Source organism: Streptomyces sp. NPDC039430 (genome assembly GCF_055639435.1).
In genome coordinates, this window is the sequence record NZ_JBVKAK010000013.1 from 91,090 (window position 1) to 104,785 (window position 13,696).

9 protein-coding genes are annotated in these 13,696 nt (G+C 71.9%); 2 read left to right on the forward strand and 7 right to left on the reverse strand.

What is annotated here, in order from left to right; translation table 11 throughout:
- The first annotated feature begins 398 nt into the window (after positions 1-398).
- Positions 399-629, forward strand: coding sequence for a DUF7455 domain-containing protein (locus ACZ7LS_RS28025; RefSeq protein ID WP_030350144.1), 231 nt, complete (start codon positions 399-401; stop codon positions 627-629).
- A gap of 202 nt (positions 630-831) precedes the next feature.
- Here ACZ7LS_RS28025 and ACZ7LS_RS28030 read toward each other — a convergent pair whose 3' ends face one another.
- The 7 genes from ACZ7LS_RS28030 to ACZ7LS_RS28060 all read right to left on the reverse strand — a co-directional run bounded on the left by ACZ7LS_RS28030 (position 832) and on the right by ACZ7LS_RS28060 (position 11,221).
- Positions 832-1,680, reverse strand: a complete 849-nt coding sequence (locus tag ACZ7LS_RS28030) for a S1 family peptidase (protein ID WP_382523477.1) — start codon at positions 1,678-1,680, stop codon at positions 832-834.
- Positions 1,681-1,851: 171 nt separating this feature from the next.
- Positions 1,852-3,402, reverse strand: a complete 1,551-nt coding sequence (locus ACZ7LS_RS28035) for an RNA polymerase sigma factor (RefSeq protein WP_382671951.1) — start codon at positions 3,400-3,402, stop codon at positions 1,852-1,854.
- Between the two features lie 339 nt (positions 3,403-3,741).
- Positions 3,742-4,629 (reverse strand): FadR/GntR family transcriptional regulator, encoded by an 888-nt coding sequence (locus ACZ7LS_RS28040; protein ID WP_382523473.1) that lies wholly within the window; start codon positions 4,627-4,629, stop codon positions 3,742-3,744.
- Positions 4,630-4,789: 160 nt separating this feature from the next.
- The gene (locus ACZ7LS_RS28045) at positions 4,790-6,637 is read right to left on the reverse strand and encodes an ABC transporter ATP-binding protein (RefSeq protein ID WP_385134508.1); all 1,848 of its coding nucleotides are present in this window, start codon (positions 6,635-6,637) and stop codon (positions 4,790-4,792) included.
- Positions 6,638-6,765: 128 nt separating this feature from the next.
- Positions 6,766-7,530, reverse strand: coding sequence for an NUDIX hydrolase (locus ACZ7LS_RS28050; protein ID WP_382523470.1), 765 nt, complete (start codon positions 7,528-7,530; stop codon positions 6,766-6,768).
- 222 nt (positions 7,531-7,752) lie between these two features.
- The gene (locus ACZ7LS_RS28055) at positions 7,753-9,777 is read right to left on the reverse strand and encodes a glycogen debranching N-terminal domain-containing protein (protein WP_385134510.1); all 2,025 of its coding nucleotides are present in this window, start codon (positions 9,775-9,777) and stop codon (positions 7,753-7,755) included.
- A gap of 151 nt (positions 9,778-9,928) precedes the next feature.
- A complete protein-coding gene (locus tag ACZ7LS_RS28060; RefSeq protein WP_382874747.1) occupies positions 9,929-11,221 on the reverse strand; it encodes a DUF4192 domain-containing protein in 1,293 nt (430 codons plus the stop codon).
- Between the two features lie 110 nt (positions 11,222-11,331).
- On the opposite strand from ACZ7LS_RS28060, the gene ACZ7LS_RS28065 reads away from it, so the two are divergent.
- On the forward strand, positions 11,332-13,503 hold the full coding sequence (locus ACZ7LS_RS28065; RefSeq protein WP_382671937.1) for a RecQ family ATP-dependent DNA helicase: 2,172 nt from the start codon (positions 11,332-11,334) through the stop codon (positions 13,501-13,503).
- Positions 13,504-13,696: the final 193 nt, after the last annotated feature.

A 13,696-nucleotide genomic window follows, 5' to 3' on the forward strand; every position in this document is an offset into this window, starting at 1 on the left:
TGTCACCGGTCAGAGGGTACAGAGGCCTGGTAGAGCCGTTGTCACGCCACCCTCGCGAATTCTCATGCTAGTCCAAGGTCGCATAGGTGTTCGATCCTTCGATGGAGTGAAGCACACATCACGTTCCCTTCCAGGCATGAACCATTTAGGCTCCGGGCACGTCCTCATCAACAACCGGCAAGCCGGCCGGCGAGGGCGATCCCCCTGACAAGCAACGTCAAGCAACGCGAAACCCGTAGTGCGAAGCCCCGCGAGCAATACGGCCCATTCGCCGCCAATCGTCAGCAGTCAGCCACAACGGAAGAAATATTCGAGGAAAAGCCGGGAGCGGGAACGTTTCCGGCCTGGTTGGATGTTGACCCTGGTACGACAGCTCGTCGAGCTAGAGAAGAGGCGACGTGACTACTGTTCTGACCCCCGCGAGCCCGCTGACCGCGGCTGATCGCTGCGACCGGTGCGGCGCCCAGGCCTATCTGCGCGTCCTCCTGTCCAGCGGTGGTGAACTGCTCTTCTGCGCCCACCATGGGCGCAAGTTCGAGCCGGAACTCAAGAAGATCGCCGCGGAAATACAGGATGAGACCGACCGACTGACGGCCGTACCGGCCGGCGGCGGTGAAGAGGAACACTGACACCTCGCATCCACGACGAGCCAAGGGTCGGCCCCGAGCCGGCCGACGGGCGGCCACCCCTGTACCGCAGGGTGACCGCCCGTTCTCGTCGTCGTGGCCGTCCGGGCCCGTCATGGCCTTTCCGGCTGTCATGCCCGTTCTGATCAGCCGTGCCCGTTCCGGTCAGGGGAGACCCACGACGACCGGCGCGGGCCGCCGCCCGTCACCGTGGGGCCCGTGCCCCGACCGCGTCGGCGACGGGTCGCGCACCCGTGGTGACCCTGGTGTAGACACCCGGACTGTCCGCGCGCCCGCAGCCGCTCCCCCAGGAGACGAGCCCGATAAGCCGTCCCTGGGCCACCAGCGGCCCGCCACTGTCGCCCTGGCACGCGTCATGCCCGCCCCGGGGATCGCCCGCACAGAGCATCGTGGAGGCCTCGTAACGGTCCCCTGAGCCTCCCGGGTACGCCCGCTCGCAGCTGGAGTCCGGCAGGACCTTCACAGGCGCGGAGCGCAGCACCTGCGCGTAGTCGGCGTCACCCGAGGTGTCACCCCAGCCGTAGACCGCCGCGTCGGTGCCCGGCGCCGAGGCGGGATCACCCGGCTCCGCCGGCCGGATCGCGTACTCCTCGGGCAGGGCGCGCGCGAGCGTCAGTACGGCGAGATCCGCCGTGTTCGTGCGCGGCTCGTACGCCGGATCCACCTGGACGGACCGAATGGCGATCTCACGCCCGCCGGACCCCCGCAGCTGCTCACGGCCCGCGATGACCCGGAGGTCCGGTACGTCCTTCGGGGCCGCCCCGAGGACGTCCCGGCCCACGCAGTGGGCGGCGGTCAGCACTTTCGTCGGCGCCACCACCACGCCTCCGCAGAACTGGCCCGCACGCGTACCCCCGAAGCGGTCACGGCTGGACAGGGCCACGACCCATGGACTGTCGGCGATCCGCACCGCCTGACCACCGATGATCACCCGATCGGCGGCGGCGGAGACAGGCGCGACGAGTGGCAGTACCGCCCCCGTGGTGATCACGGCCAGTCCTCCGGTCAGCACTCGGGCTACGGAACGACGCATACAGTCTCCTGACTCTCCGGTGGACTCCGATCTACCCAGAGTCATCCCACCGGTCGAGTCTCGCACCCCCGCGCACAACGCGAAGGCCCGGATCCTCGGTGGCATCCGGGCCTTCACTCGTGCTTCGCGCGCCCCCTCGGGAGCGCCCGCGCCCGCTCCAGGCAGCGGGGCCTAGTCCAGGTAGTCGCGCAGAACCTGCGAACGTGACGGGTGGCGCAGCTTCGACATCGTCTTGGACTCGATCTGGCGGATGCGCTCACGCGTCACGCCGTAGACCTTGCCGATCTCGTCCAGCGTCTTGGGCTGGCCATCCGTGAGACCGAAGCGCATGGAGACCACGCCCGCCTCACGCTCGGAGAGCGTGTCGAGCACCGAGTGCAGCTGCTCCTGGAGGAGCGTGAAGCTCACGGCGTCGGCCGGGACGACCGCCTCGGAGTCCTCGATGAGGTCTCCGAACTCGCTGTCGCCGTCCTCGCCCAGGGGGGTGTGCAGCGAGATCGGCTCACGGCCGTACTTCTGGACCTCGATGACCTTCTCGGGGGTCATGTCGAGTTCCTTGGCCAGCTCCTCCGGGGTGGGCTCGCGGCCCAGGTCCTGGAGCATCTGGCGCTGCACACGCGCGAGCTTGTTGATGACCTCGACCATGTGCACCGGGATACGGATGGTGCGGGCCTGGTCGGCCATGGCGCGGGTGATCGCCTGACGGATCCACCAGGTGGCGTACGTGGAGAACTTGTAGCCCTTGGTGTAGTCGAACTTCTCGACCGCGCGGATCAGACCGAGGTTGCCCTCCTGGATGAGGTCCAGGAAGAGCATGCCGCGGCCGGTGTAGCGCTTGGCCAGCGAGACCACCAGTCGGAGGTTGGCCTCCAGCAGGTGGTTCTTGGCCCGGCGGCCGTCCTCGGCGATGATCTCCAGCTCGCGCTTGAGCTTCGGCGCGAGCTTGTCGGAGTTGGCCAGCTTGTCCTCGGCGAAGAGACCGGCCTCGATGCGCTTGGCGAGTTCGACCTCCTGCTCCGCGTTGAGGAGCGGGACCTTGCCGATCTGCTTCAGATAGTCCTTGACCGGGTCGGCGGTGGCACCGGCGACTGCGACCTGCTGGGCCGGCGCGTCGTCCTCGTCGTCGTCGGAGAGTACGAAGCCCTTGTTCTCGCCCTCGGTCTCCTCCTCCTCGCCCTTGCCGCCCTGCACCTCATCGGTGGGCTCTTCGCCGTCGGCGGCCTCGTCGGAGTCCTTCTTGCCGACGGCCTTCTTGGCCGTCGTCTTCTTCGCGGCGGTCTTCTTGACCGTGGCCTTCTTGGCCACGGTCTTCTTCGCGGCCGCCTTCTTGGCAGGGGCTCCGGCCTCATCGGCCGCGGCTTCCACGATCTCTGCCGTCGGAGCCGCGGTGGCGGCCGCGACGGTCTTCGTCGTGGTCGTCTTGGCCGCGACGGTCTTGGTGGCGGTGCGCTTGACCGGGCTCTTCGCTGCGACGCTCTTGCGGGTGCGCTTCGGCGACTCCGCGGCACTGACCATCAGCGTCACACCCTCTTCCTCGAGGATCTGGTTGAGGCTGCGCAGAACATTCTTCCACTGGGTTGGCGGAATCTGGTCGGCCTCGAAGGCCCGACGCACGTCATCGCCGGCGATCTGCCCATCAGCCTTTCCCCGCTCGATGAGCGCCATCACAGACTCGGACTCGGCGATCTCCGGCGGGAGCGTACGGGATGTGCTGGCCGACACGAACAACCTCTCGGAACGATGGAAACGGCTTCCGGCCCCGCCCAGGATCGGGCCGGAGCCGACGACCGTCGGCTGGGGATGTGCCGACGGCGCGGGCTTGGGCCTCAGAGGTGAATACAGCGCCATGCGCGGCGGACGTATTCCCTCCTCGGCTGTCACCTCTTAGGTCATCGCGCTGTCTCCAGGAGTGTTACGCCCATTCCACGTGGCCCGAGTCACACTCCATTTGCGACAAATGACCAGAAGGGGGATTTAAGGCCCCACAATCGCGTCGCCGGACCCCCCTGGGTCCGGCGACACACGATGCGTACATCCCCTATGCCCGGCCTTCGGCGGCGCTCAGTGCTCGCGCGGGGCCGGAACGACGCGCTCCACCTCAGGCTGGACGGTGAGCAGTTGGCGCATGGCCGATTCGGCGGCGTGCGCGTCACCGGTGGCGAGGGCGTCCGCGATCCGCGCGTGGTGCGCGAGCGACGCCTCGGTGGGCCGGTCGCATCCGGTGACCGGGCCGCCGGAGACCTGGAGGGCCGCCGAGACGATGCCCGAGAGATGCTCCAGCATGCGGTTGCCGGCGAGCTGGATCAGCAGGGAGTGATATTCGGCGTCCGCACGCGAAAAGGTGATCGAATCACCCTGCGCGAGGGCGTGGCTCATGATCCCCACCATGTCGGAGAGCCGCTGCTGGACATCGGCCCGGCCGTGGCCGGCCGCCAGCCGCGCGGCGAGGGGCTCGATCGTCCAGCGCAGCTCACTCAGCTCGCGGCGCTGATCGTCGCGCTGCGGCCCGAAAGCGCGCCATTCGATGATGTCGGGGTCGAGCAGGTTCCAGTCGCTCACCGGACGGACACGGGTACCGACATTGGGCCGGGCGCTCACCAGGCCCTTGGCCTCCAGCACGCGCAGCGACTCCCGCACCACCGTGCGGGAGACCTCGAAGCGCTGGCCGATCTCCTCGGGTACGAGCGGCCGGTCGGCGCCCAGGTCACCGGAGACGATCATCTGGCCGAGCTGCTGGACGAGTTGGCCGTGCAGCCCGCGGCCACGGCTGCTCGTCGTACGTCGTCCCACCCGGCCCAAGTCGGTGTCTGCGCCCTCCCAGACGGGGGCGGCGACGCGGTCGGCGCCGGGCGCCTCCGCGAAGGGGTAGCGGTCGAGTTCACCCGGCTCGGCGAGGCCGGACTCGACGGAACGGGCGGCGGTCATCATGGTGTGCGCAAGGGTACTCACGCATCCTTTGTCGGCGTTGCTTCCACGACCCTTGAGGTCTTTGGTGAAAAGCACACGAAAGGGTGATCGGCGCTCGCCCTTCGATTGACGCCTTATCGGAAAGAAGCGGGCACTGTCAGGGGAGTTGCGAACACCGGGGAACGGTCCGGTCGTTCCATGGTCACCAACGGGCCCTGCGGCGAAGGCCGGTGAGCAGATATGCGCAGAGCAGGGCCGAGAGCGACAACGTCAGGGCGGCGGCGACCGGTTGGGCGACGAGTCTGAACGTGGCCATCAGCCAGTGGTCGGCCTGACGCGGCCAGTCCAGCCAGGCCAGCTCGCGCAACCGGCCCGGGAGTCCGACGGCCGAACGCGCGGACGGACCGGCGAGCGCCCGCTGAACCAGGGGTACGACGAGGGTCGGTACCGCGACGACCGCGGTCATCCCCGCGGCCGTGAGCCGGAAGACCCCGGCCCCCAGCAGGCCCGCCCAGGCGCAGCCGACGGTCAGTCCGGCCCAACCGGCGCTCAGCGCGAACCAGTTGCCCGGGACGGGCACGGCGTCGGCGCCGTAGACCAGGCGCAGGGCCCCGGCGTCGGCGGCCACGGTCACGAACGCGAGCGCCAGCGCCGCCGCCGCTGTCACGGCGAGCTTGGCGAGGAGCAGCCCGAGGCGGCGCGGGACGGTACCGCGTGCGCCGGCGAGCGCGGGATAGCGGTACTCGTCACCGAACGAGTACGCGCCGAGCAGCCCCGCGCCGAGCGCCGCGGGCGGCAGGGGAAGGAACGCGGGCCAGGCGGCGAGCAGGCCGGCGAGCGGGGTCCTGCCGGTACGGGCGAGCGGCACGGCGAGGACCATGGAGGCGACGAGGACGGCGATGGCGATCAGCGCGGTGGTGCGGATCCCGAACATACGGCGGAGTTCGTAGCGCAGCGGCCGGAGCGGACTGCGCACCGGCCCCGACGGCAGCGGCGCAGGGAGCGGACCGCGGTCGCGCCGCCGGGGGGCGCCGCCGTCCCCATGGCCGTGGTCGGGCCCGCCCTCGTAGCCGTAGCCGCGGTCGGACTCGAAAGCGGGCTCGAAGGCGGAGTCGCAGGCGGAGTCGTAGGAGGGCGCCGGGGACGGCACGGGCACGGAAACCGGCGCGGGACCTGTGTCGCCGAACTCGTCGGAGAGCTGATGGACGAGGACGCCGTTACGGAAGGCGGTCTCACCGATCTCCGGGCAACTGCTGCCGTAGACGGTGAGCAGACTGCCCACACCGGGCTCGGAGACCACCTCGACGGAACGCCGGTCCGCGCGTGCTTCGCGGCTGAGCGCGTCGGCGAGGCGGGCGGCGTGCGGCGTCCTGACGGCGACGCGGGGGCGCAGCCGGGTACGGGCGAAGGAGACCACGTCCTGGTCGGCGACGAGACGTCCCTCGTCGAGGGTGACGACACGGTCGGCGGTGCGCGCGGCCTCCTTGGCGTCCTGTGTGGTGTAGAGAACGGTGCCGCCGTGGTCGGCGTGCGCGCGCAGCAGTCCGAACAGCCAGCTGTTCTCGCGGGGTGACAGATCGGCCGACGGCGCGTCGAGCAGCAGGGTGTGCGGATCCCCCAACAGCGCGGAGGCGAGCCCGAGTCTGCGGTCCATGCCGACCGAGAGCGAGCCGAGCCGTTCGTCGCGCAGACCGCCGAGACCGACGACGTCGAGGAGTTCGTCGGCGCGCGAGGCGGGTACTCCGGCGGCGGCGCAGAGCATCCGGAGCTGGCCCTTGACGGAGCGCGCGGGATGGCCCGGCACGTCCCCGAGGAGCACCCCGATCTCACGTGCGGGATGGACGATGCGGTGGAGGGGGCGACCGCGGAAGTAGGTGACCCCGCGACCTGGTTCGAGTTCGAGCATCAGCCGGAGCGCGGTGGTCTTGCCCGCGCCGGGGGCGCCGAGAAGCGCCGTGACGGAGCCGGACCGCGCCTCGAAGGTCAGATCGTCAACCGCGGGCGGGAGGTCTCGACGGGGGTTGCTGGTCAGTCCGATGGCCTGGAGCATCGCTTCTCTCGCGGGGAGGTGAGACCGCTCGGCGGCTGGGCGGTTACCGCAGCAAGATAACGCGACATGTCCGACTTGTGGCGCAGGGCGGCGTCTCCGGGTGTCAGACGTCCGGCACGTGGCCCCCGTCAGACCTCCGGGCGCAGCATCGGCGGGTTGAGTACGGTCGCCCCGCCGGCCCGGAACAACTGCGCGGGCCTGCCGCCCTGCCGGGTCGTGGTCCCGCCCGACGGGACGAGGAATCCCGGCGTGCCGGTCACCTTGCGGTGGAAGTTGCGCGGATCGAGCGCCACGCCCCACACCGCCTCGTACACCCGGCGCAGCTCACCGACGGTGAACTCGGAGGGGCAGAACGCGGTGGCGAGCGAGGAGTACTCGATCTTGGAACGGGCCCGTTCCACCCCGTCCGCGAGGATCCGGGCGTGGTCGAAGGCGAGTTGGGCCGGCTGTTCGTCCTCGCGTGCGAAACCGCCCTCCTGGTGGAGCAGCGCGTCCACCGGGGCCCAGCGGGCGCTGTTGGCGTCGCCTCCGGCGCGGGGCGCGGGAAGGTCGGGCGAGAGCGCCAGATGAGCCACGCTGACCACCCGCATACGGGGATCACGCCCGGGATCCCCGTAGGTGGCGAGCTGTTCGAGATGGGCCGCGTTCCCGGGCGCCGGGGAGACCGGGTCGTGCGCGCACAGGCCCGTCTCCTCGGTGAGTTCGCGCGCCGCCGCGCCGGCGAGGTCCTCGTCCTCCCTGACGAAACCGCCGGGCAGCGCCCACCGGCCCTGGAACGGCGACTCTCCGCGCCGTACCACCAGCGCGCAGAGCGCGTGGCGGCGCACGGTGAGCACGACCAGGTCGACGGTGACAGCGAACGCGGGGAAGGCCGACGGGTCGTAGGGCGACATGCCGCGATCATAGTCGTCTGCCTGACGATAAACACTCCTTCCGTCACTCGCGCTACCCACTTCTTCGCCGTCTTCCCGCCGTCCTCGTGATCTTCGCGGGCCGGGCCCGGCCCGCGTGGCCGCCGGGTCCGAGACGGGGCTCCGCCGGGTCCGGGACGCGGCCGAGGTAGTCCCGTCCCCTCCCGGGCGGACGGGGTGGACGGGACTACGGACGTCCCCGTCTCAGAGGCCCAGTTGAAGGCCGGGGGCCGCTTCCTCGACCATGCCAAGCCCGAGTCCGCTGACCCGTACGGAGAACGGCTCCTCCGCCACCCGCAATCCGGTGAGCTGCAGGGCCCCGAGCGGGGCGCCGCGGACCGGACGCAGCGCGACGGTGCGCGCGGGCGCGTCCGGGCGGATACCGGCGAGAGCGGTGAGCAGATGGATTCCGGCGGCGGCCGCCACGGCCGCCGGACGGCACGCGGCGGGGTGCGGTACGGGAGCGCCGCCCGCGGTACGCCGCTCTCCCGCGTACATCTCGGGGAGCCGGTGACCGAACGCCTCCGCCGCGTCCAGCACGCCCCGGAGCAGTGAACTTGCCTCCTCCTCGTACCCGGCCGCGATCAGACCGCTGATCGCGACGGCCGTCTCATGGACCCGTACGGCCCCCGCGCGGTGGCCGAACGGATTGTGTCCGTGCTCCTTGCCCCCGAGGCCGCGCAGCCCCCATCCCGAGTCGAGCTCCGCTCCCCTGACCATGCCGACCAGCCGCTCGGTCTCCTGCGCGTCCAGCAGCCCAGGGGCCCGCTTCCCTCCGCCGAGCAGGCCCGTGTCCAGCAGATGGGCCGCGCTGGCGCTGGGATGGGGAAGCAGCCGGCCGTCGGGCCACCGCGCCGCGGCGGGGCGTCCGCCCGTGGACCCGTCGGCCCAGAATGTCCGCCGGAACCGCAGCCGCAGCGCGCCCGCCCACTCCCGCCAGCCGTCGGCCCCCGGCCGTCCGCAGGACTCCAGCAGATCCGCCCCGAGCAGCGCGGCGCGATGCGCGTGGGCCTGGGTCTCGACGCGCCGTGGCCCGGCGGGGCCCGGCTCCCCGAGCAGCCCGTCGGCACCGAGGGCGGTACGCAGCCAGTGCAGACAGCGCTCCGCCGTGGGGAGCAGTTCGGCGAGGTCGCTCTCGGGAAGACCCCAGCGGCGGGCCTCGGCGAGGACCGCGGGGAAGGCGAGCGTGGCCTCAACTCCCGTACAGCTCGGGGGCAGATGGGGCCCGGCGTCCCGCAGCGGTCCGGGAATACGCCCGAAGTCCCTTCCGGAGCCGCGGAACTGGGTGCGGGCGAGCGTGCGCATCGTGCCGGCGGCCAGCCGGGTGCCGAGCGGGAGAGCCATCCGCACCGCCCAGAGGGTCTCCGCGGCCGGAGGCCCGCAGCGCCAGGGCACACCCGCGGCGGGATGGACATCCGTGGAACCGCCCGGACCGCGCAGCAGGAGCGCCCTGAGATCGTCGAGGCTCGCGGCGAACAGGGGCCGCACCCTGGGGTCGTCGCCCTCGGCGCTCGCCTCCGGCAGGGGATTGCTCGCGGTCCGGCCGGTCGGCCGCGCGGGCCGGTCCGTACGGATCCGCAGCTCGATGGTGCGAGAGGCCCCAGGGGCCAGCTCCAGGTCCCAGCGGAGCAGTCCGGCCGTGGCCATCGCGTCGCGCGGGGCCGGGTCGGCGGAGACGATGGCGTGTCCGCCGTCGGCCGCGGCCCAGCGCAGACCCGCGGCGTGGACGCTCGCCGGGAGTTCGGGCCCCGCGCGGCCGACCGCGATCGCGGCCAGCTGCGCCAGATCCGTCCCCAGAGTGATCTCCACCGGGAACCGGCGGACTCCGCGGGCCGCGTTGTGCAGCGTGATGCGTTCGGTGCCGTCGGCGTCCCGGATCCGTTCGACACTGATCTCCGGATCGGGTCCGGCGTCCGCAGGCGTACGGACCACCGCGCTGAACCGCGCCCGGTCGGCGGCGACCATCCGCCCCTGCAACGGGAGGGGTTCCCGTCCGGCGATCCGCAGCAGGCAGCGGGCGAGGAGACGGCGGCCCGACTGGTAGAAGCCCTCCAGCCCCTGGCCGGTGAGTTGTCCGTGCTCGGCCGAGACGGCGAGACGCGGCAGCGCGACGCAGAGGAGCGCGCGGTGCACGTCGGGCAGCTCGCCACGCGGTGGGGCACCGCTCCGTACGACTTCGGACGGTGCGGCACGCGAGGGTGCGGCACGCGACGGGTCGCCGCTCGACATGCCAGGGGTGTGTGAGGGAAGGGCGGTGAGGGCCATGGGTGCTCTGCTCTGCCTTCTGTGCGCTCCGGAGAGCCGCGCTGTGTACGGCGGCGCGGCTCGTACGACTTCGCCACAGAGGTGAACGGCTGGCCGGGCGGCCGGGTCACGGCTCTCATCGGCCACTCCTGGTCCCGCGCCGGCCGCTGCGCCTGGCTCGTCGCTCGCGCGCAGCCGGCGCACCGGACACGGACCCCTTGGGCGGAAGACTCTTCCGGGGAACGGGCCGGCGCACCGGACGGAGCTTGGGCCGCCCACTCGTCCCGCGCGGGCCCGGCAGCGCCCGTGCCCCGCGCTCCTCGCGCAGACAACGGCGCAGCGTCTCGGGATCCAGTCCTTCGTTGCATGCCTGGTGGAGCAGTCGCGCGAAGACGTACTGGGGATCGAGCCGCAGCGCGAGTCCCAGGGCGACCCGCGCGCTCGGCTCGTCGCCGGTGGACCAGGCGACCCAGCCGGCCAGGGTGAGCGGGGCGGTCGCGTGCTCCGCGTACGAACCGACGCAGCGCCGGGACAGTGCGCGCCAGAGCCTCAGGGCGGGCGCGGCCTCGGGCCCTTCCATCCACTCGGCGGCGCGGTCGCGGGTCTGCCTGTCCTGGAGTCCGAGGATGACGGTGGCCGCCTCTTCGTGGGTGATGAGCCGGTCGTCCTCGGTGTCCGTGTCGGCCCGGCCCGCGCCCGGAGCCTGCCTCAGCCGCCCGATCAGGGCGCGCGCCAGCCGCAGTGTCTCCTCACCGACCCGCTCCCGGCTTCCGCCGCCCAGGATCCTGGGCACGAGCGCCGCGCCCGCGTCGTCCAGCGCCCGTTCCTGTTCCGCCGCGGCGGGGGTACGCCAGGGCTCCAGACGGGCTTCCATCTCCCGCAGCGATCCGCGTACCTGGACACCGGCGTACGCGGCGGCCGCCGCCATCACCGACGTACCGGGCAGGGCCAGCCCGGTCCCCTCGGGCGGACAGCAGCGGACATCCGGGCAGCAGTAGGACCAGAAACGCCCGTCGGAGATACAGAGCGCCTCGTGCACGGGAACGTCGAGACTCCCGCACGCGGTGCGCAGCCGCTGCGCGAGGGGGCGCAGCCGCTCCATCACCTGCCGGCCCGTCTCCCCCGCCGCCGGGTCCTGGCAGAGGAAGACGACGATTCCCCCGGGACGGCCGCCACGCTTCTCGCTGCCCTCGATCAGACACTCGGCGAGCTGATCGGCCACCGGTGGCCATTCCTTCGGCGAGCGCGGGATACCGAGCCTGAGCCGCCCGCCGAAGCGCCCCCGGTCACCCTGGAGCGCGACCATGACGATGGAATCGGTGGGGTGGAATCCGAGCAAATACGGGAGAGCGTCGGCGAGTTCCGCGGGACTGCGCAGGGTGATCTGCTGCTCGTCGGCGGATCCGGTCGGTTCGTGGTGCTTGTTCATGGCTCGACGGTCCCGCGCCGGGCCGGATCCCGCGACCCCTGTGGATAACTTTATCCACAGGCTGGACGGGGCATTCGCGGTTTGTCGGAGCCATCGGGTTGCATGGGGGCATGACCAACGCAGACCGCACGGCTCTCCGGGCCTCGGCCGACTCCGTACTCGCCCGCCTCGTCGGTGACACCACCGGCACCGCCCGGCTGCGCGAAGACCAGTGGCGGGCCATCGAGGCGCTCGTCGCCGACAAGCGCAGGGCACTGGTCGTGCAGCGCACGGGCTGGGGCAAGTCCGCGGTGTATTTCGTCGCGACCTCCCTGCTGCGCGAGCTCGGCGCGGGCCCGACGGTGATCGTCTCGCCGCTGCTCGCGCTGATGCGCAACCAGGTGGAGGCCGCGGCGCGGGCCGGGATCCGCGCCCGGACGATCAATTCGTCCAACGCGGAGGAGTGGGAGACGATCCAGGACGAGATCGCCGCGGGTGATGTCGATGTCCTGCTGGTCAGCCCGGAGCGGCTGAACAATCCGGACTTCCGCGACCAGGTCCTGCCCCGGCTCTCGGCGGCCACCGGCCTGCTGGTGGTCGACGAGGCGCACTGCATCTCCGACTGGGGCCATGACTTCCGGCCCGATTACCGGCGGTTGCGCACAATGCTCGCCGAACTGCCCGCGGGCGTTCCGGTCCTCGCCACGACCGCCACGGCGAACGCCCGGGTGACCGCCGATGTCGCCGAGCAGCTGGGTACGGGGGCGGGGACGGACGCGCTGGTGCTGCGCGGGCCGCTGGACCGGGAGAGTCTCAGCCTCCATGTCCTCAAGCTGCCGGACGCGGCGCACCGGCTGGCCTGGCTGGCCGACCACCTGGGCGAGCTGCCGGGCTCCGGGATCATCTACACGCTGACGGTCGCCGCGGCCGAGGAGGTCACGGCGTATCTGCGCCAGTGCGGGCATACGGTCGCGTCGTACACCGGCCGTACCGAGAACGCCGACCGGCAGCAGGCCGAGGACGATCTGCTGGCGAACAGGGTCAAGGCGCTGGTCGCCACGTCCGCGCTGGGCATGGGGTTCGACAAGCCCGACCTCGGATTCGTGGTGCATCTCGGTTCGCCCTCCTCCCCCATCGCCTACTACCAGCAGGTGGGCCGCGCGGGCCGCGGGGTGGAGCATGCCGAGGTGCTGCTCCTGCCCGGCCGGGAGGACGAGGCGATCTGGAAGTACTTCGCCTCGGTCGCCTTTCCGCCCGAGGAGCTGGTCCGGCGCACGCTCGATGTCCTGGGCCGGGCGGACCGGCCGCTGTCGCTGCCCGCCCTGGAGCCGCTGGTCGAGCTGCGGCGCACGCGGCTGGAGACGATGCTCAAGGTCCTCGACGTGGACGGGGCGGTGCACCGCGTGAAGGGCGGCTGGACCTCGACCGGCCGGCCGTGGGTGTACGACACCGAGCGGTACGCCTGGGTGGCGCGCCAGCGCGACGCCGAGCAGCAGGCGATGCGCGACTACGCGTCGGCGACCGCGTGCCGGATGGAGTTCCTGCGGCGGCAGTTGGACGACGAGGAGGCGGCCCCCTGCGGGCGGTGCGACAACTGCGCGGGGGCGCGGTTCGAGGACAAGGTGACCGCCGCCGCCCTCGACGCGGCGCGCGGCGAGCTGGGCAGGCCGGGCGTGGAGGTGGAGCCGCGGAAGATGTGGCCCACCGGGCTCACCGCCGTCGGCGTCGACCTCAAGGGACGTATTCCGGCGGGTGAGCAGTACTTCCCGGGCCGGGCGCTCGGCCGGCTGTCGGACATCGGCTGGGGAAACCGGCTGCGGCCGATGCTCGCGCCGCAGGCCGCCGACGCTCCGGTACCGGACGATGTGGTGACCGCCGTGGTGAGTGTGCTCGCCGACTGGGCGAAGGGGCCCGGTGGTTGGGCCTCCGGCGCGCCCGACGCGCCGCACAGGCCCGTCGGGGTGGTCACCGTGGCGTCGCACGGCAGGCCCCGGCTCGTGGGGTCGCTCGGCAGCCGGATCGCGGAGGCCGGCAGGATGCCGCTGCTCGGCACCGTCGCGTACGCGCCGGGCACGGCCGACTCCCGGATCTCCCGCACCAACAGCGCGCAACGTGTACGGGCCCTGCACGAGACGCTGACCGTACCGCCCGAACTGGCCGAGGCGTTGGTCTCCGCGGGCGGCCCCGTACTGCTCGTCGACGATCTCTCGGACAGTGGCTGGACGCTCGCGGTGGCGGCGCGGCTGCTGCGCAAGGCCGGAGCAGAGGGGGTGTTTCCGCTGGTCCTCGCCGTTCAGACGTGACGCGTCATCGCACCAGTGGCGAGTTCAGGCGGGGATATGACTGCCATATCCCCGCATTCGGGACGACAGCGCCAATTGCTCGTTGCCGCACGCCGATACGCCAGCGAGAATTGGCACTGCCCCCGCACGGTCCCTCGCCGTCCGTCAAGGCCGTGCCGCGGCGCGCCCCCGTCCGACCCAGCCCGCACTGTGG